We start from the raw sequence: 17,892 nt of genomic DNA on the forward strand, positions 1-17,892 counted from the left end.
AGCCGCGTGCATCGGAAATCATGGCGCGCGCGAACGCTGGGAGATATGGAAAGCAGATGGACGAGATCGAGAATATCGTGATCCTCACGGGTGCGGGTATTTCCGCCGAAAGCGGCCTGGCCACCTTCCGGGGGCCAGATGGCCTGTGGGAAGGCCATCATGTCGAGGATGTCTGCACGCCCGAAGCGCTGGCGCGCAACGCAGACCTGGTGCATCGTTTTTATGACGAGCGGCGGGCGAAGCTGCGGGATGTTGCGCCCAATCCGGCGCATCAGGCATTGGCGGCTCTTGATGCTCAATGGCCGGGCGAACTGTTGGTCGTGACCCAGAATGTTGACGACCTGCATGAGCGGGCGGGGACCAAGCGCCTGATCCACATGCATGGCGAATTGCGCTCGGCGCTATGTGCGGCGTGCGGTATGGCGGCGCCATGGATCGATCCGCTGCCGCCAGGCGTGCGATGCCGGCGCTGCGGCCAGTCGAGTCTTCGCCCTGACATCGTTTTCTTTGGAGAGATGCCCTATCACATGGAAGCGATAGACGAGGCTCTGCGGCGTGCCGATCTGTTCGTGTCAATCGGTACATCCGGCGCAGTCTACCCCGCTGCCGGATTTGTTCAGACCGCGCGTCATGCGGGCGCGCGCACCCTGGAACTGAACCTGGAGCCTTCTGCCGGAAGCCTCTATTTCGAGCAGAGTCGTATCGGCCCGGCAAGTCGTCTCGTTCCCGAACTGGTGCGCGAACTGCTGGTTTAGTTGGCGCTGTCCGCCCGGGACGACAGGTCGCGATAAAGCAGCATGACCGAACCTTCTTCGCCATCGACCACGCGTATCGGCAGATGGGACTGAAGCGCCGACAGGAATTTGCCGCTGTCGGTGATGTGGAACTCTCCGCCAATGCGGAGGGATGATACGCGCGTGTCTCCGATCAGGATGGGCGCGACCCGATAGCGGTTGAATTCCCCCGTCGCCTGCTCAATCGTCTCGTCTTCCAACTGAACCAGTTTCTGGCGCCAGGCCGTGCGTTGGCGGATCACCTTGGGATCGAGATGTGTAAGCACCAGGCTGCGAGGCTGGAGGACGGCGCCGTCGCCAGCAGCAACAGGCTGCGGTTGCCGATTGCCGCATCTTACGGTAACAGCGCCCTGTGTCACCGTCAATTCGGTCAGGGCGGGGCGAAGGCGCAGGTTGAATGATGTTCCAACGGCGCGCACCACAGCGGACCGAGCCTCGACTTCAAAGGCGCGCTCAGGATCGTGCGCTACGTCGAACGCGGCTTCGCCTTTCAGCAGGCGGACCTTTCGGCCATTGTCGGTGAACCGCACCTCCGCCGCGCTATCGCTGTTGAGGTGGAGGCGTGATCCATCTGAAAGCGCAATGGTACGGATTTCTCCGATTCGCGTCTCATAGCGATCGACATCGTTGAACGTCAGCACTGTTACGATGGCCGCCAGAATGAAAAGGAGCATGGCGACCCCTGCGGCTATCAGGATGTTACGCGACAGGCGGCGTTGCTGTTCCTCACTGACGATTTTCGCCATCGGCGGAAGATTGACCTCGGCCGCCGCGCTTTTCAGCCGCTCGGCGGCTTCCCAGGCAGCTTCGGCCCGAGCGAAGGCAACGGCATGACGCGGGTCAGCCTCGACCCACGCGCAAAGTTCGGCTTCGTCTTGCGGTGTTGGGGCGCTATTAAGCCTGGCCAGCAGGCGCGCGGCTTCCGCCTCGATCCCGTCCCTGCTGTTTGATCCTGGCCCCGACGCTTGCACGTTCGAAATCCGTTTCCTCACGTTCCGCCCAGGCCCGCATAACTATCGCGATGGCTTTGGCCAGATGTTTTTCTACTGTTGAAACGGACAGGGACATCTCTGCCGCTATTTCCAGCATCGATCTCTCATGGATTCGGCGCAGAATAAAGACCCGGCGGCACTGCGTCGGTAACGAATCGACGATGGTTTCAACCTGCCGAAGCGCTTCGCGGGCATGAAGCTGTGCTTCGACATTATTGTCCCCCTGCAGCAATTCCAGATCGGCGATGGTTTCGAAGCTGACCACCTTGTTCCGCCGGGCGGTGTCAATCACGAGATTTCGCGCGATCGTGAAAAGATAGGCGCGACCCGTCGTAACATTTTCCCAGTTTTCCGTGGCATAGGCCCGCGCCATGACCTCGGCGACCATGTCGTCCAGTTCATGGGTAGAAGGAAGTATCCTTCGAAGCCGCCCGCGAAGTGCGGCTTCCTGCGGTAAAATGACTGTCTTGAACCAATCCAGTTTGGCGCGAACCTGATGCACGATGACCCCCTTGATGTCAGCCGCGCCTCTCCCGCTTTCTTTTATTTGTCATAGTTCAATCATGCTTGCAGGGGCCTGTCCAGCACAGCGCTGGCAACATCGATCAATGAACGAAAAAAACTTTCTCCGTTGGCAAAAACTACGGATCGCTTGCGTCAATCAGGCGGCAATTCGGGAATCGATCGGTCCGGCTGGTCATAATCCGGCGTTATGGGCACAAATCCGGGAGGTTCTCCCGCTGGAGTTTCGTCTGGTGTGCTCGGGGGCGGGGACTCCGGCGGCGATTGCGGCTGTATCGTGTCGGGGGGCGGAATGCCGATGGGTTCCGGATCGGGCTGGGTGGCCATGCTTCTCTCCTTTGTCAGGGTTACGCGCGGGGCCGGGCGTGGGTTCCAGCGAAGTTATCCACAATTGCTTGCCTCCCCGAATGCTTTTCTCTATGCCGCGCCGACCGGCGGCCGATGCGGGCGTGGCGAAACTGGTAGACGCGCCAGATTTAGGTTCTGGTATCGCAAGATGTGGGGGTTCGAGTCCCTTCGCCCGCACCAGTGCGCCAGGCCCGGATCATGTCAGGCGCCACCTGAATTCAGCTGAAGAAAGCGTTTGAGAGAAGAGATGCAGACTGTCGAGACGTTGAACGAGGGCCTGAAGCGCGCCTACACCGTGACCATCACGTCGAAGGACATCGACGCCCGCGTCGAAAAGGAAGTGGCCACGATCGCGCCGCAGGTCCGTATGCCGGGCTTCCGTCCCGGCAAGGTGCCGGCGAACCTCGTCAAGAAAATGCACGGCGAATCACTGCAACGCGACGCGCTCAACAATTCTATCCAGGAAGGCGTTCAGAAGCTGATCGCCGACAACAAGCTGCGTCCTGCGATGCAGCCTTCGGTCGAGTTGGATGAGGGCTTCGAGTTTGGCAAGGACGCCCAGGTCAAGATCGAGTTGGAAGTGCTGCCCGAGATCGAGGCGCCCAGCATCGACGGTCTTAAGCTGGAACGCTTGACCGCCGAGGTTTCTGAGTCGCAGGTCGATGAAGCTGCGGGCCGGATTGCGACCCAGCAGGGCGCGCTGGAAGAGCATGCCGCCAGCCACAAGGCGAAGGACGGCGATACCCTGACCATCGACTTCGTTGGCAAGATCGACGGTGAAGCGTTCGAAGGCGGGTCGGCCGAAGATGTGAAGCTGAAGATCGGGTCGGGCCAGTTCATTCCTGGTTTCGAAGAGCAACTAACCGGCGTGAAGAAGGGTGAAGAGAAGACCATCACAGTCACCTTCCCCGAAGATTATGGCGCCGCGCATCTCGCTGGCAAGGCCGCGACCTTCGATGTAACGGTCAAGGCGATCCTGAACGCAGACAAGCCCAAGCTGGACGATGATTTCGCCAAATCGCTGGGTCTGGAAGGTCTCGATAAGCTCAAGGAACTGCTTAAGGGCCAGATCGAGCAGGAGCATAACGGCCTGACGCGTACATATATGAAGCGCAAGTTGCTCGACCAGCTTGCCGCTTCGCATGATTTCGACGTTCCCCCGAGCATGGTGGAAGCCGAATTCAACCAGATCTGGGCGCAGCTCCAGCACGAAGCCGGTCATGAAGAAGATCCGGCGGCTGCGCTTGCAGAGATGGAAGCCGAGAAGGAAGACTATCGCGCGATCGCCGTGCGACGCGTCCGCCTTGGCTTGCTGCTTTCGGAGATCGGACAGGCCAATGGCGTCAGCGTTTCCGACCAGGAAATGAGCCGTTTGATCATGCAGGCTGCGCAGCAGTATAGTCCGCAGGACCGCGAGCGCTTCGTGCAGTATGTCCGTCAGGATCCGATGGCCGCCGCCCAACTGCGCGCGCCGCTTTATGAGGATAAGGTCGTCGACTTCCTGTTTGAGAAGGCTGAAGTCACTGATCGCGCCGTCAGCCGTGAAGAGCTGGAAGCCGCGATCGAGGCGGAAGATGGCGACCTGAAGCCGCACGTCCACGGTCCGAGCTGCGGTCATGACCATCCTGATCATGACGAAAAGCCCAAGGCAAAGAAGGCTGCCCCCAAAAAGAAGGCGGCTGACGCCGGGGAATCGGCAGCTGCTGAAGTTGCTGATGATGTGCCTGCCAAGAAGGCTCCGGCGAAGAAGGCCGCTGCCAAGAAGGATGAGGCTATGGCAGACGAAGCAGATGCGGAGGCAAAGCCCAAGGCCAAGAAGGCGCCCGCCAAGAAGGCTGCAGCCAAGGCTGAGTAAGGTCGTCATGGCCTGATCGGACGAGCGCCCGGCTTCGATGGAAGCGCGGGCGCTTTTCCATTGGTGAAGGACGGGCAAAATATTAATCTCGGCCGTGCATGCGATGGCTTTCGGCGGAAGGTGTGGGGGCTGATGAAGGAATTTCCGGCAGTAGCAAGCGGGCAGGGGCTCGAAGGCCCGCGGATCGCCGTGATTCTACCCTGCTATAATGAAGCTGGAGCAATCGTGCAGACGGTGGAGGACTTTCGTCGCGCGCTACCTGCGGCCGAGGTCTATGTATTCGATAACAACAGCACTGACGCAAGCCGCGAACTGGCCGCCGCTGCGGGCGCGATCGTCCGGCGCGTGGCTCAGCAGGGCAAGGGCCATGTCGTCCGCCGCATGTTTGCCGATGTGGACGCTGACATCTATGTCATGGCCGATGGGGATGCGACATATGAAGCAGCCGCAGCGCCCCGGCTCGTCGCAGCGATGCTGGAAGACAATCTCGACATGGTCGTTGGCGCGCGTAGAAGCGAAGTGGACGAAGCTTATCGGCGGGGGCACCGCTTCGGGAACTGGGCACTCACCAGTCTGCTCCAGCAGCTTTTCGGTCGCAGCTTCACCGACATATTGTCGGGCTATCGGGTGTTTTCACGGCGTTTCGTGAAAAGCTTTCCCGTGCTTTCGGCAGGCTTCGAAATAGAAACCGAGATCAGCGTCCATGCGTTGGAACTGGCCATGCCTGTATCAGAGGTCATGACCGCCTATGGCGCGCGGCCGGAAGGATCGGTCAGCAAGCTCTCCACCTATCGCGATGGATGGCGTATACTGCGGACGATCTTTACCCTGTTCCGCGTCGAAAGGCCGGTTTTGTTCTTTGGCCTAATCGCCGCGCTTTTGGCTTCGGTGGGGTTGATGTTGGCGGTGCCGCTGATCGCGACCTATCTCGATACGGGGCTCGTTCCACGATTTCCGACGGCGATTCTTGTGACCGGCCTGATGATCCTGGCGACGCTTTCGGGCATGTGCGGACTGATTCTGGATACAGTCGTGCGAGGACGCCGGGAAGTGCGACGTCTAGCCTATCTCGCCTTCCGGGCTCCATCCGATTTTGGATTGCGCGGCTGAAGCACTGGCCGTCTTCACGGCCCCCCTTGAACCCTTCCGCTTTTGTGCCGATGTAGAGGTCGGGCAAAATCACCTTGAAAGAGCAAAATGACCGATATCATGTCTGATCCCATGGCCGCGCTGGTTCCTATCGTTATTGAGCAGTCCAATCGCGGTGAGCGCAGTTTCGATATTTATTCCCGCCTGCTGCGCGAACGGATCATCTTCGTGACCGGCCAGGTGGAGGATCATATGGCGTCGTTGATCGTCGCCCAGTTGCTCTTCCTCGAGTCGGAAAATCCGAAGAAGGACATATGGATGTACATCAACTCGCCCGGCGGCGTGGTGACGGCCGGCATGGCGATCCACGATACGATGAAATATATCCGTCCGCAGGTCGGCACCGTATGCATCGGCCAGGCTGCCTCAATGGGCAGCTTCCTGCTGGCGGCGGGCGAGCCGGGCAAGCGTATCGCTCTGTCGAACGCGCGCATCATGGTGCACCAGCCCTCTGGGGGCGCCCAGGGCATGGCTTCAGACATCGAAATCCAGGCCAAGGAAATCCTCAGGATTCGCCGCCGCTTGAACGATCTTTATGTCAAATACACCGGCAAATCGCTGGAAGATGTCGAACGGGCGATGGATCGCGACACGTTCCTGGAAGCGGACGAAGCAAAGGCGTTCGGTCTGGTGGATGAGGTTTTTGATCGTCGTCCGGTCGCTGCGGATACGTCGGAAGGTTGACATGGATCTTAATCGCGCATGCCGTTTTCTCCCCTTGTGAAACCGGCGTGACGCGGTCTAGGATGATCCTAGGACCAGAACATCCCTAGCCAGCGGTGGTTTCCGCGAAGGGCAGGGAGGAAAGATTGGCGAATGACTAAGCTTACGGGCTCCGATTCAAAAAGTACGCTTTACTGCTCCTTCTGCGGCAAGTCGCAGCATGAGGTGCGGAAGCTCATCGCGGGGCCGACCGTATTCATCTGCGACGAGTGCGTGGAACTGTGCAACGACATCATCCGCGAAGAGACTAAGGGTGGTCTTGTCGGCAAAAAGGATGGGGGCGTTCCGACCCCGCAGGAAATCTGCGATGTTCTGGACGATTATGTGATTGGTCAGAACCGGGCGAAGCGTGTCCTTTCGGTCGCTGTGCATAATCATTATAAGCGCCTGAACCACGGTTCGAAGCCGGGCGAGGTGGAACTGGCGAAGTCGAACATCCTGCTCGTAGGTCCGACGGGTTGCGGCAAGACGTTGCTGGCGCAGACGCTGGCTAAGACGTTCGACGTTCCGTTCACCATGGCCGATGCAACCACGCTTACCGAAGCGGGCTATGTGGGTGAGGATGTGGAAAATATCATCCTCAAGCTGCTTCAGGCGTCCGATTATAATGTTGAAAAGGCACAGCGCGGCATCGTCTACATCGACGAAATCGACAAGATCAGTCGCAAGGCCGAAAACCCGTCGATCACTCGTGACGTATCTGGCGAGGGCGTGCAGCAGGCTTTGCTCAAGCTGATGGAGGGCACGACCGCGAGCGTGCCTCCCCAGGGTGGGCGCAAGCATCCGCAGCAGGAGTTTCTGCAGGTTGATACGACCAACATCCTGTTCATCTGCGGAGGAGCGTTCGCGGGTCTTGAAAAGATCATCGGCGATCGACTGGAAGCAAAGTCGATCGGTTTTGGCGCCCATGTCGCAGCTCCTGAGGAGCGCAAGACGGGCGAATTGCTACGCCAGAGCGAACCGGAAGATCTGCTGAAGTTCGGCTTGATCCCTGAGTTTGTCGGCCGCCTGCCGGTGATCGCGACGCTCGAAGATCTGGATGTGACCGCCTTGGTCAAGATCCTCGTCGAACCGAAGAACGCACTGGTCAAGCAGTATGGAAAGCTGTTCGACATGGAAAATGTTGAACTTAGCTTCACAGACGATGCGTTGACGGCGATTGCCAAGAAGGCGATCGAACGCAAGACCGGCGCGCGTGGGCTGCGTTCGATCTTGGAAGCGATCCTGCTCGACACTATGTTCGACCTGCCTTCCATGGAAGGCGTTGGCGAAGTCGTCGTCGATAAGGATGTCGTCGCTGGGACCAAGGAACCGATCCGTGTTTTCAGTGAAAAAGACAAGCGCGCCGAAGACGCGGCCTGAATTTTTCCTCATGCATGTGAAAGGCCCGTCTGGATAAACCAGGCGGGTTTTTCATTAGGTGCAGCTCGTGGATTGCTGGTGCAACAGGGCCTTATATGGCTAGCGAACTATTGGCGGGCTGTGTTCAGATCGATCGATGGCGGAGCGGTAATCGCGATAACTATTGAGCGGGGTCGCCGGTTCACGTCCGCGCATCTCATCGTACGCAGCTATCCAGCCCATCCCGCTGCACTATGCCGATACGGGTGGCGATGCTGTTCCCATAGCTCCGCGTGAACCCGCGAGGCGTGATGGCTGCGCGCTTCTTGGGCAGGGGTAGCACGGCTGCGATCCGGGCTGCTTCCGCTCTGGTTAGTTGCCCTGCGCCGTGACGGAAATAGCGCATTGCGCCTGCCTGCACGCCATAGGTGCCGATGCCGGTCTCTGCGACGTTCAGATAGACTTCCATTATCCGTCGCTTGCCCCAGATCGCCTCGATCAATATGGTGAACCATGCTTCAAATCCCTTGCGGATGAAGCCGCCACCCTGAAACAGGAATACATTTTTCGCAGTTTGCTGGCTGATAGTCGATCCGCCGCGGATACGGCCGCCGCTTGCATTGTGTCGCATTGCCTGAGCTATTGCGACAGCATCAAAACCGTGATGGCTACAAAAGCGGCTGTCTTCGCCCGCGATCACTGCGCGCGCCATATCGGGGTCGATCTCGTCTATGCTTAGCCAATCTTTGGTGATGCCGTTAGCGTCGAACATCATGGTCAGCGTTACCGGCGGTGGCACAAAACGATAAATCAGTACCAGCAGTAGCGAGAACGCGACAAAGCCGCCGATGATTTTGAGTATCACGCGACTCCAGCGAGGGCGGTGGCGGAGTGCGGCAGAGGAACGGCTCATCCGGCCAGTCGTAGCGCGATCACAGGAGCGTTCAAGCTGTACAATAGCGGCCAAGACGCGTCCGGGAGACATTCATCATATTTTGGAAGCATGTGTCATAAACGGAACGGCTATTAAGCCAGAAGCCTCTGACAGCGCAAACAAAAAGCCCCGGAGCTGTTCCGGGGCTTTTCTCATCCAACGATCATAAGCCTCAGGCCAGAGCGAGGCGCATCTTGCCGATCCGATCGCCTGCGATGCGCATCATGGCCTTTTGCAGCTTTTCGAAGGCACGAACCTCGATCTGGCGTACGCGCTCGCGTGACACGCCATAGACCTGGCTCAATTCTTCCAGAGTCTTGGGCTCTTCGGCCAAGCGTCGTTCGGCCAGGATATGTTTCTCCCGATCATTAAGATCGTCCATCGCCTCGACAAGCATGTCGTGACGCATTGTCTTTTCCTGTTCCTCCGCGACGCGTTCGTCCTGAAGCGGGTCTGTGTCAGCCAACCAGTCCTGCCACTGGCCCTCGCCATCTTCGCGCATTGGGACGTTGAGCGATGTGTCACCACCCATCGCCATACGGCGATTCATGGATACCACATCCTCTTCGGAGACGCCGAGATCGGTCGCGATCTTCTTGACGTCATCGGGGTGCAGATCACCGTCCTCGAATGCTTCGATGTTATTCTTCATACGCCGCAGGTTGAAGAACAGCTTCTTCTGTGCGGCGGTGGTGCCCATTTTCACGAGCGACCAGCTGCGAAGAATGAATTCCTGTATCGACGCGCGGATCCACCACATGGCGTAGGTAGCCAAGCGGAAGCCGCGATCCGGCTCGAATTTCTTCACCCCTTGCATCAGGCCGATATTGCCTTCGCTGATCAACTCACTGACCGGCAGGCCATAGCCGCGATAACCCATGGCGATCTTTGCCACCAAGCGCAGGTGCGAAGTCACCAATTGAGCCGCCGCTTCAGGATCCTGATGTTCGGCATAACGCTTGGCGAGCATATATTCCTGCTCAGGCGTCAGGATCGGAAACTTGCGGATTTCCGAGAGATAGCGGTTGAGGCTGGCTTCGCCGCCCAGCGTCGGCACCGCGGGGACATTGCTTTTATTAGCCATGTCGCTTCACCTTTCCCTTTCATGCGCGGTGGGACCCAGAAGAGGCGTCCAACGCACCGTCGCAAACTTGTCAAAATCTATACGAGAAGCTCGCTTAACAGTTCCTGCATATCGGCAGGGAGTGCACTGTCAAAGCTGAGTTTTTGCCCCGTTATTGGGTGTATGAACCCGAGCCGTTTTGCGTGCAATGCCTGCCTTTTGAAACCTAGAGTTTCCAGTATTGATTTGAAACCTTTTCTTTCTCTACCGTAAACGGGATCCCCGATCAAGGGGTGGCCAAGATGTGCCATATGGACGCGTACCTGGTGGGTGCGCCCAGTTTCCAGTCTACATTCTACAAGCGCCGCGCCGCGAAACCGATCCGTGACGCGATAATGGGTGACGGCGTGTTTGCCACGTCCTTCTCGCTGTACCGCCATCTTCTTGCGGTCGGAGTCAGACCGCCCGATCCAGGTATCGATCGTTCCGGCAGCTATCGGGGGTATGCCATACACCGCCGCTGCATAGAGTCTGTCGATGCTGTGCGCCTTGAACTGTTGAGCCAGCCCTTCATGAGCCTTGTCAGACTTGGCAACGACCAGAAGGCCAGAAGTATCCTTGTCGATGCGATGGACGATGCCGGGGCGAGCGACGCCGCCAATTCCAGACAGGTGGCCCCGACAATGGTGAAGCAGGGCGTTGACCAGCGTTCCATCAAGGTTACCCGCCGCAGGGTGCACGACCAGTCCCGCGGGCTTATCCACCACGATGAGATCGGCATCTTCATGTACGATAATGAGCGGGATATCTTGTGCCGCGGCCTCGGCCTCGACAGGCGCGGGCACCGTGACAGTGAAAACCTGCCCCGACAGCACTTTCATGGAAGGATTGAGAGTGCGACCCTCTGCCGACACCCGACCCTCGACAATCAGGCTCTTCAGCCGTTCGCGGGAAAGCGCTGGCAACAGATCGGCAAGCGCCTTGTCGAGCCGCTGTCCATGTTGCGCCTCGCCAATCGTCGTTTCGATGATGGAATCCCCCGAACCCATTGGGTAAGCATGTAGGAATGAGGGTGCACATTTCAAGGTCGCTGATGGACCAGATACTGTCCTTGGCGGCTGCGGATCATCGTGAGATATGCGGGCTGTTGCTGGGTTCTCCGGGCTGGATTCACGACATCTGCCCCGCCGCCAACGTGGCTGCTGACCCGGCGCGGCATTTTGAGCTGGACCCCCGAACGCTTCTTGCTGCTCACAAGTCTGCTCGCGCGGGTGGGCCAACTGTCCTTGGTCATTACCACTCGCATCCCGGCGGTCGCCCTGAGCCGTCCTCGACCGACGCTGCCTGCGCTGCGCCTGATGGCAGCCTTTGGCTGATAATAGGTGGTGGCGAAGCGCGGCTTTGGGTCGCCACTGGAATTGAGGGAGGCAAGGCGGCCTTTAATGGCGTGGCGCTCGATATCATGTGACGCAAAGACGGCGGGCTGGGGTTGCATCCGCCATCCCGGCAGCGCATTAGCCTGTCATCGCCTCAATCCATTATTCGGCAGCAGCACCTTCATGACCAATCCGACCGACAGCATCGAATTTGCCAGCTTGCTTTGTTCGCGCCTCTGCCACGATCTATTGAGTCCGGTGGGCGCACTCAACAACGGTCTGGAACTGATGGCGGATGAGACCGATCCTGAAATGCGTCAACGGTGCCTTGATCTGTTAGCCGATAGTGCCAAGACCTCCGCCAATAAGCTTAAATTCTTCCGTTTGGCTTTCGGTTCGGCGGGTGGCTTTGGCGACGCTGTCCCTACGCATGAAGCGCGCGTGGCGATCGAGGGCATGTTCTCTGGCGCGGGCCGGGTAAAGATCGGCTGGCTAGTCGAGGACGACATGCTCGACAAGCTGCCGGTAAAGGTGTTGCTGAACCTTGCCCTGATCGCGGGTGACGCGCTGGTGCGTGGCGGCCAATTGGATATCGGCGCCGAAAAGCGGCCGGGCGTCACGGAAATCGTCGTGCGCGCCGAAGGTCCCAAGCTGGTGCTCGACCCGGATTTGCGCGCTGCGCTTGCGGGCGCCCTGCCGCCGGAGGGGCTTGCTTCACGCACGGCTGCCGCATGGATGGTGCGTAGTTTGGTGACGAACGCTGGCGGTGATATTGCACTTTCCCCAGCGGGTGAGCCTATGTTGCTTTTTGGCGCTTCCATTCCCGAACGGGGCTGACGCCATTAGGGAGGCGCGCCGTGGCGTTGTAAGCAGCGTCGTTGCGCGAACTCAACCGAAGCCGTTCATTCTTCGCAGCGCAGGTTTTAACGGTGGCTAAGCCGCCTGGCGGACTGGTATCGCCCTCTGTGAGGTCTGCCAAGACCGCCGACAGTGGGGAAATTTTGCCCTACACTGGTCCTGCCAGTTGGACACGCGACATGGGCCGTATGCCGTAGATGTTGGATGTCGCCCCGGGTGAAACAGCATCGCGACAATGATGCTCGCTATGATTTCCGAGTGAGCCGACTTGGCATTGTCCAGCAATTTTACGATCCAGGGGGGTGTATTTAGCCTTCGTTAATCGGGCGATTTAGCGGTCAAATTGGTCGATGGTTTTGCATAGAATTGCACGGTGCTACCAAAAGCAAATGGCCCAGACGCTCTTGCGCCCGGGCCATTGTCTTTTTAGCCTCTGATAGATCAGGAGCTGTAATACATGTCGAATTCGACCGGCGAGGGAGCCATTTCCCAGCGATACACTTCCGGCCATTTCAGTTCCATATAGGCTTCGATCTGGTCCTTGGTGAACACATCGCCCTTCAGAAGGAAATCATGATCTGCGGCCAGCGAGTCCAGCGCTTCACGCAGCGAGGCGCAGACGGTCGGCACCTGGCTCAGCTCTTCCGGCGGAAGGTCGTAAAGGTTCTTGTCCATCGCGGCGCCCGGATGAATCTTGTTTTCGATGCCGTCCAGGCCAGCCATCAGCAGAGCCGAATAGCAGAGATAGGGGTTAGCCATCGCGTCGGGGAAACGGAATTCGACGCGCTTCGCCTTCGCGCCCGCACCATAGGGGATACGGCATGAAGCTGAACGGTTACGAGCCGAGTAGGCGAGTAGAACCGGAGCTTCGAAGCCCGGCACCAGACGCTTATAGCTGTTGGTGGTCGGGTTCGTGAACGCGTTCAGGGCCTTGGCATGCTTGATGACGCCGCCGATGAAGTAGAGGCACATATCCGACAGGCCAGCATAGCCTTCGCCTGCGAACAGCGGCTTGCCACCATTCCAGATCGACATGTGGGTGTGCATGCCCGAACCGTTATCCTGCGCGATCGGCTTCGGCATGAAGGTTGCGGTCTTGCCGTACGCCTGCGCGACGTTCCACACGACATATTTGTAGATCTGCATGCGGTCAGCGGTCTGGACCAGCGTACCGAAGGTCAGGCCCAACTCGTGCTGGGCGGCGGCGACTTCATGATGGTGCTTGTCGCACGGCAGGCCCATTTCGAGCATGGTCGAAACCATCTCGGCGCGGATGTCGGTAGCCGGATCGACCGGAGCGACGGGGAAATAGCCGCCCTTGGCGCGCGGGCGGTGGCCCAGGTTGCCACCCTCATATTCCTTGCCGGTGTTGGTCGGCAGTTCAATGTCGTCGATCTTGAAATAGCTCTGCGAATAGTCATTTTCGAAGCGCACATCGTCGAACATGAAGAATTCGGCTTCGGGGCCGACATAAACGGTGTCGCCGAAACCTGCCGATTTCACGAACGCCTCGGCGCGCTTGGCGGTCGAGCGGGGATCGCGGCTGTAGAGTTCGCCCGTGTCGGGTTCCACGATGTCGCAGAACAGGATCAGCATCGGGGTGGCGCTGAACGGATCGACATAGACCGCGTCCAGGTCGGGCTTCAGGATCATGTCCGATTCGTTGATCGTCTTCCAACCTTCAATCGACGAACCGTCGAACATGAGGCCTTGGGTCAGTTCATCCTCGCCCAGCACCGAAGCGACCATGGTCAGGTGCTGCCACTTGCCCTTGGGATCAGTGAAACGGACATCGACCCACTCGATCTCCTTTTCCTCGATCATCTTCAGGATGTCTTTTGGCGTGTTGGCCATGTGAACTTGCCCTTCTTTCAAAAATACCCCCCCGAAGGGGTAGTGGATGTTACGGTTCGTCGGCCCCTTGCGAAGCCGACGGAATAGATAATGCTAGGCAGTCAGATCGCGTCGCTGTCGCGCTCGCCGGTGCGGATACGGACTGCACCCTCGATCGATGTAATGAAGATCTTTCCGTCACCGATCCGCCCCGTCTGCGCGGCGGCGGAGATGGCCTCCACCACGCGTTCGGCCAGTGAGTCATCGACGACCACCTCCAGCTTCACCTTGGGCAGAAAATCGACGACATATTCGGCGCCCCGATAGAGTTCGGTATGGCCCTTTTGGCGGCCAAACCCCTTGGCCTCTGTCACCGTGATGCCGGACACGCCCACCTCGTGAAGTGCTTCCTTCACCTCGTCGAGCTTGAACGGCTTGATGATCGCTTCGATCTTTTTCATCACTCTATTCCCAATTCACGCGCGCGCTTGATGGCGGGAAATCCCCGCTGCCCAATATCTCACTCCAGCGACGATCATCATGCCCCCCGAGACATGCGACGTCTCTTCCGACAATCAATTACCGTGCCAACTGGCGAATCGTTACATATCGCTTTCGGCGATGCGGCAATCTTTGTCCAGATTGCTCGAAAACCGGGCATTGAACCAACGAATTGCCTACTTTTTAGGCAGTTTCGAGATTGGTTCAATAGGGCGGGGCGTCAAGTCCGACCAGGCTCTTGGTAAAAATCTCGCAGCCAGTCTCAGTGATGCCGATGCTGTGTTCGAACTGTGCGGATAATGTGCGATCGCGGGTAACTGCGGTCCAGCCATCCTCCATCATCTTCACTCCCGGCTTGCCGATGTTGATCATGGGTTCGATAGTGAAGAACATGCCTGGGCGCAGTTCCGGTCCGGTACCCGGACGGCCAACATGAACCACTTCCGGGCTGTCATGAAAGACTCGACCCAGCCCATGCCCGCAAAAGTCGCGGACCACGCCGTAGCGATGCTTCTCCGCATGCTTTTGAATCGCGTGGCCAATGTCGCCGATATGATTGCCCGGCCTGGCCTCCTCGATGCCCAGCATCAGGCATTCATAGGTGACCTCAATCAATCGCCGTGCCTTGATGGATGTTTCTCCAACAATATACATGCGACTGGTATCGCCGTGCCAGCCATCAACCAGCGGCGTCACATCGATGTTTAAAATATCGCCGTCTTTCAATTTCTGGTCACCCGGAATGCCGTGACAGATGACGTTGTTCAGCGAAATGCAGCAGCTGTGCGTATAGCCGCGATAGCCGAGCGTTGCAGGCACGCCGCCGCCGTCCAGCGTCATTCGGCGCACGATATCATCAAGTTCGCCAGTGGTTACGCCTGGAGCCACATGCGGAACCAGTGCGTCCAATATCTCTGCAGCCAATCGCCCTGCCTTGCGCATGCCTTCAAAGCCGGCCGCGTCATAAAGCTTGATCGCAGTCGATCGTGAAATCGGCGCGTCCGCCGTCATCGTCATATATTCGGTCATGGGCCGATTATATGCGCGCGACCTGCATATTGCGAGGCCCAGTTCGCAGCGGGCTAGGCAGCAGAGCTGTCAAAGGCTATGGCCGGCGTCATGTCAGCCCCTGAACGTATTTGGACTGCCGCGCTGATCGTGATCGGAGACGAGATTCTGTCCGGGCGCACGCAGGACAAGAATGTCGCTCAGATCGCGGCGTGGTTGAATGTGCAAGGTATCCGGCTGCGCGAGGTGCGCGTGGTCGCCGACGAAAGCGACGCCATCGTGGAGGCCGTGAACACCCTTCGCGCGCGGAATGATTACCTCTTCACAACCGGCGGCATCGGGCCGACCCATGATGACATCACTGTCGATGCGATTGCCATGGCACTAGGGGTGGATGTGGAGATACATCCGCAGGCCCGGGAGATGCTGCAGGGCTATTATGAAACGCGGGGCGGGCTGACCGATGCCCGGCTGCGCATGGCGAGAGTACCGGCAGGTTCGGACCTTATCGAGAACCGCATGTCCGGCGCTCCGGGTATTCGTCACGGCAATATCTTCATCATGGCGGGCGTGCCGCATATCACGGCGGGTATGCTCGACATGCTAACCGGCACCCTGGAAGGGGGAAGGCCGGTTCTGTCCGCGCAGATCGGATGCTGGGTCGCGGAAAGCGAGATCGCCGACCTGTTAGCCGCGACCGAGCGCGCGCATGAGAACTGCCAGATTGGTAGCTACCCATTTTTCCGCGAGGGGAAGACCGGCGCGAACTTCGTGATCCGTTCGACTGATCCGGCATCATTGGAACTCTGCGTTGCGGAACTGAGTTCGCGGCTTGAGGAAGGGGGATGGCCGGTGGTGACGGGAGGGATCTGACAACCTCATATAATCCCACTTTTCGCTGCCCGCTAAGTCCCTGATCCGCGCCCATATGTGGCTGCAAAGCGGCAGGCTGCATTGCATGCCGCCTGCTGCACGGGCTATGCTGCGCTGCGTCAATGGCTGGCTGGTTCCAGCTCTTGGATGTTGGGCCTGGCGCCCGTGCGTCCGATCAATGGTGAAAGGCTGGCTGTTAAACCCCCTTATTTCGGGAGCGGCTTTGTGCGTCCTTTTTCCTTGGATCCCCGCGCGGTGGATGCCATTTAAAGGGAGAATAGGTGATGCGGATCGTGATGATCGGATCGGGCTATGTCGGACTAGTTTCTGGCGCGTGCCTCGCGGATTTCGGCCATGACGTCATCTGTGTCGATAAGGACGCGGCGAAGATCGCCGTGCTACGCGAGGGCGGGGTGCCTATATACGAGCCCGGCCTGGCTGACCTTATTGCACGGAATGTTAAGGCGGGTCGGTTGACCTTCACGACGGATGTTGCGGCGTCAGTGGCGCAGGCCGACGTTGTCTTTATCGCAGTTGGAACGCCCGCGCGCCGCGGGGACGGCCATGCCGACCTGAGCTATGTCTATGATGCCGCGCGAGAGATCGCTTCTGCCCTGACGGGCTTCACCGTGGTCGTGACCAAATCCACCGTGCCGGTGGGCACCGGCGACGAGGTTGATCGGATCATCCGCGAAACGAACCCGCGCGCGCAGTTCGCAGTGGCTTCCAACCCGGAATTCTTGCGGGAGGGCGCGGCGATCCAGGATTTCAAGCGGCCTGACCGCATCGTTATCGGCATAGAAGATGATTGCGCGCGTCCGGTTATGGAAGAGGTCTATCGCCCGCTCTACCTGAACCAGGCACCTATTCAGTTCACCGGTCGCCGCACCAGTGAATTGATCAAATATGCAGCCAATGCATTCCTGGCAATGAAGATCACCTACATCAACGAGATCGCAGAATTGTGCGAGCATGTCGGCGCTGATGTGCAGCAGGTTGCCCGCGGCATTGGTCTCGACAACCGGATCGGATCGAAATTCCTGCACGCGGGACCGGGCTATGGCGGTTCCTGCTTCCCGAAGGATACGCTGGCGCTGGTAAAAACGGCAGAGGATGCAGGCGCGCCGATCCGCCTCATCGAAGCCACGGTGGCCATTAACGAAAGCCGTAAGCGCGCCATGGCCCGCAAGGTGCTTGCAGTGTGCAACGGCTCCGTCCGAGGCAAGACCATCGCGGTACTGGGCCTTACCTTCAAGCCTAACACTGACGACATGCGTGACGCGCCATCGCTTTCGATCATCCAGGCGCTTCAGGACGGCGGCGCACAGGTGCGGGCTTATGACCCCGAGGGTATGGATGCGGCCCGGACGATGCTACGAGACGTTGAATTCTGCACCAGCCCCTATGTAGCCGCACAGGGTGCGTTCGCGGTGGTGATCGTCACCGAATGGGACGCGCTTCGTGCATTAGACCTGCCGCGGCTGCGGTCGGTGATGGGCGGGGATGGTCTGGTCGATCTTCGCAACATTTACCGTTTCGAGGATGCAGAAGCCGCTGGCTTCACATATGTCAGCGTCGGCCGTGGCGCTGTGCCCGAACCACAACCGTTGATCCAGGCGGCCGAATAAGGCGAAATGAAAGCGGCTCGTCGCAAACGCTGCCGCTTTGCGACGAGCCGTTGTTGACCGGAAGTTTTTGTTAATCTCCCTGTAGGACCGTTAG

The 17,892-nt window shown here is 58.8% G+C and carries 17 protein-coding genes and 1 tRNA gene; 10 read left to right on the forward strand and 8 right to left on the reverse strand.

Annotated elements, in window-relative coordinates; translation table 11 throughout:
• Positions 1-56 precede the first annotated feature (56 nt).
• Positions 57-755 (forward strand): NAD-dependent deacylase, encoded by a 699-nt coding sequence (locus B6S01_RS00430; RefSeq protein ID WP_037466867.1) that lies wholly within the window; start codon positions 57-59, stop codon positions 753-755.
• Here the strand turns inward: B6S01_RS00430 and B6S01_RS00435 are convergent.
• Both B6S01_RS00435 and B6S01_RS00440 read right to left on the reverse strand, forming a co-directional pair.
• Positions 752-1,765, reverse strand: a complete 1,014-nt coding sequence (locus B6S01_RS00435) for a FecR family protein (RefSeq protein WP_037466660.1) — start codon at positions 1,763-1,765, stop codon at positions 752-754. The two genes, B6S01_RS00430 and B6S01_RS00435, sit on opposite strands and share 4 nt — an antisense overlap.
• A complete protein-coding gene (locus tag B6S01_RS00440; protein ID WP_037466662.1) occupies positions 1,689-2,288 on the reverse strand; it encodes an RNA polymerase sigma factor in 600 nt (199 codons plus the stop codon). Before B6S01_RS00440 ends, B6S01_RS00435 begins: the two co-directional genes overlap by 77 nt.
• Positions 2,289-2,751: 463 nt before the next feature.
• Here B6S01_RS00440 and B6S01_RS00450 point away from each other — a divergent pair.
• The 5 genes from B6S01_RS00450 to clpX all read left to right on the forward strand — a co-directional run bounded on the left by B6S01_RS00450 (position 2,752) and on the right by clpX (position 7,745).
• Positions 2,752-2,836, forward strand: a tRNA-Leu gene (locus B6S01_RS00450).
• A gap of 67 nt (positions 2,837-2,903) precedes the next feature.
• Positions 2,904-4,511 (forward strand): trigger factor, encoded by a 1,608-nt coding sequence (gene tig, locus B6S01_RS00455; protein ID WP_037466664.1) that lies wholly within the window; start codon positions 2,904-2,906, stop codon positions 4,509-4,511.
• Between the two features lie 132 nt (positions 4,512-4,643).
• Positions 4,644-5,621 (forward strand): glycosyltransferase family 2 protein, encoded by a 978-nt coding sequence (locus B6S01_RS00460; RefSeq protein ID WP_037466870.1) that lies wholly within the window; start codon positions 4,644-4,646, stop codon positions 5,619-5,621.
• 87 nt (positions 5,622-5,708) lie between these two features.
• Positions 5,709-6,344, forward strand: a complete 636-nt coding sequence (gene clpP, locus B6S01_RS00465; protein ID WP_037466666.1) for an ATP-dependent Clp endopeptidase proteolytic subunit ClpP — start codon at positions 5,709-5,711, stop codon at positions 6,342-6,344.
• Between the two features lie 132 nt (positions 6,345-6,476).
• Positions 6,477-7,745, forward strand: a complete 1,269-nt coding sequence (clpX, locus tag B6S01_RS00470; RefSeq protein ID WP_037466668.1) for an ATP-dependent Clp protease ATP-binding subunit ClpX — start codon at positions 6,477-6,479, stop codon at positions 7,743-7,745.
• 196 nt (positions 7,746-7,941) lie between these two features.
• On the opposite strand, the gene mtgA is transcribed toward clpX, so the two are convergent.
• From mtgA to B6S01_RS00485, 3 genes are all read right to left on the reverse strand, one after another.
• Positions 7,942-8,637 carry a monofunctional biosynthetic peptidoglycan transglycosylase gene (gene mtgA / locus B6S01_RS00475; protein WP_037466671.1) on the reverse strand — a complete coding sequence of 232 codons (696 nt, stop codon included), beginning with the start codon at positions 8,635-8,637 and terminating at the stop codon, positions 7,942-7,944.
• A gap of 193 nt (positions 8,638-8,830) precedes the next feature.
• Positions 8,831-9,742: an RNA polymerase sigma factor RpoH gene (gene rpoH / locus B6S01_RS00480; protein ID WP_037466675.1), complete on the reverse strand. Its 912-nt coding sequence runs from the start codon at positions 9,740-9,742 to the stop codon at positions 8,831-8,833.
• Between the two features lie 77 nt (positions 9,743-9,819).
• Positions 9,820-10,770, reverse strand: a complete 951-nt coding sequence (locus B6S01_RS00485) for an RluA family pseudouridine synthase (protein WP_081570242.1) — start codon at positions 10,768-10,770, stop codon at positions 9,820-9,822.
• Between the two features lie 17 nt (positions 10,771-10,787).
• Here B6S01_RS00485 and B6S01_RS00490 point away from each other — a divergent pair, with 17 nt between their 5' ends.
• Entirely contained in the window at positions 10,788-11,189 is a 402-nt protein-coding gene (locus B6S01_RS00490; RefSeq protein ID WP_037466681.1) for a M67 family metallopeptidase, read from the forward strand.
• Positions 11,190-11,280: 91 nt separating this feature from the next.
• Positions 11,281-11,934 (forward strand): histidine phosphotransferase family protein, encoded by a 654-nt coding sequence (locus B6S01_RS00495; RefSeq protein ID WP_037466683.1) that lies wholly within the window; start codon positions 11,281-11,283, stop codon positions 11,932-11,934.
• 462 nt (positions 11,935-12,396) lie between these two features.
• Here the strand turns inward: B6S01_RS00495 and glnA are convergent, their stop codons facing one another.
• The 3 genes from glnA to map all read right to left on the reverse strand — a co-directional run bounded on the left by glnA (position 12,397) and on the right by map (position 15,318).
• Positions 12,397-13,809 (reverse strand): type I glutamate--ammonia ligase, encoded by a 1,413-nt coding sequence (gene glnA / locus B6S01_RS00500; protein ID WP_037466685.1) that lies wholly within the window; start codon positions 13,807-13,809, stop codon positions 12,397-12,399.
• 101 nt (positions 13,810-13,910) lie between these two features.
• Positions 13,911-14,249, reverse strand: coding sequence for a P-II family nitrogen regulator (locus B6S01_RS00505; protein WP_037466688.1), 339 nt, complete (start codon positions 14,247-14,249; stop codon positions 13,911-13,913).
• A 244-nt stretch (positions 14,250-14,493) separates the two neighbouring features.
• Positions 14,494-15,318, reverse strand: a complete 825-nt coding sequence (gene map / locus B6S01_RS00510) for a type I methionyl aminopeptidase (RefSeq protein WP_037466691.1) — start codon at positions 15,316-15,318, stop codon at positions 14,494-14,496.
• 90 nt (positions 15,319-15,408) lie between these two features.
• Here map and B6S01_RS00515 point away from each other — a divergent pair, with 90 nt between their 5' ends.
• Together B6S01_RS00515 and B6S01_RS00525 are read left to right on the forward strand one after the other, a co-directional pair.
• Positions 15,409-16,170, forward strand: a complete 762-nt coding sequence (locus B6S01_RS00515; protein WP_037466873.1) for a competence/damage-inducible protein A — start codon at positions 15,409-15,411, stop codon at positions 16,168-16,170.
• Between the two features lie 284 nt (positions 16,171-16,454).
• Complete coding sequence (locus tag B6S01_RS00525) at positions 16,455-17,798, forward strand: UDP-glucose dehydrogenase family protein (RefSeq protein WP_037466697.1); 1,344 nt, start codon at positions 16,455-16,457, stop codon at positions 17,796-17,798.
• The last annotated feature ends 94 nt before the right edge of the window (positions 17,799-17,892 follow it).

Origin of the sequence: Sphingobium herbicidovorans, assembly GCF_002080435.1 — a bacterium.
In the GTDB taxonomy this organism is placed as follows: domain Bacteria; phylum Pseudomonadota; class Alphaproteobacteria; order Sphingomonadales; family Sphingomonadaceae; genus Sphingobium; species Sphingobium herbicidovorans.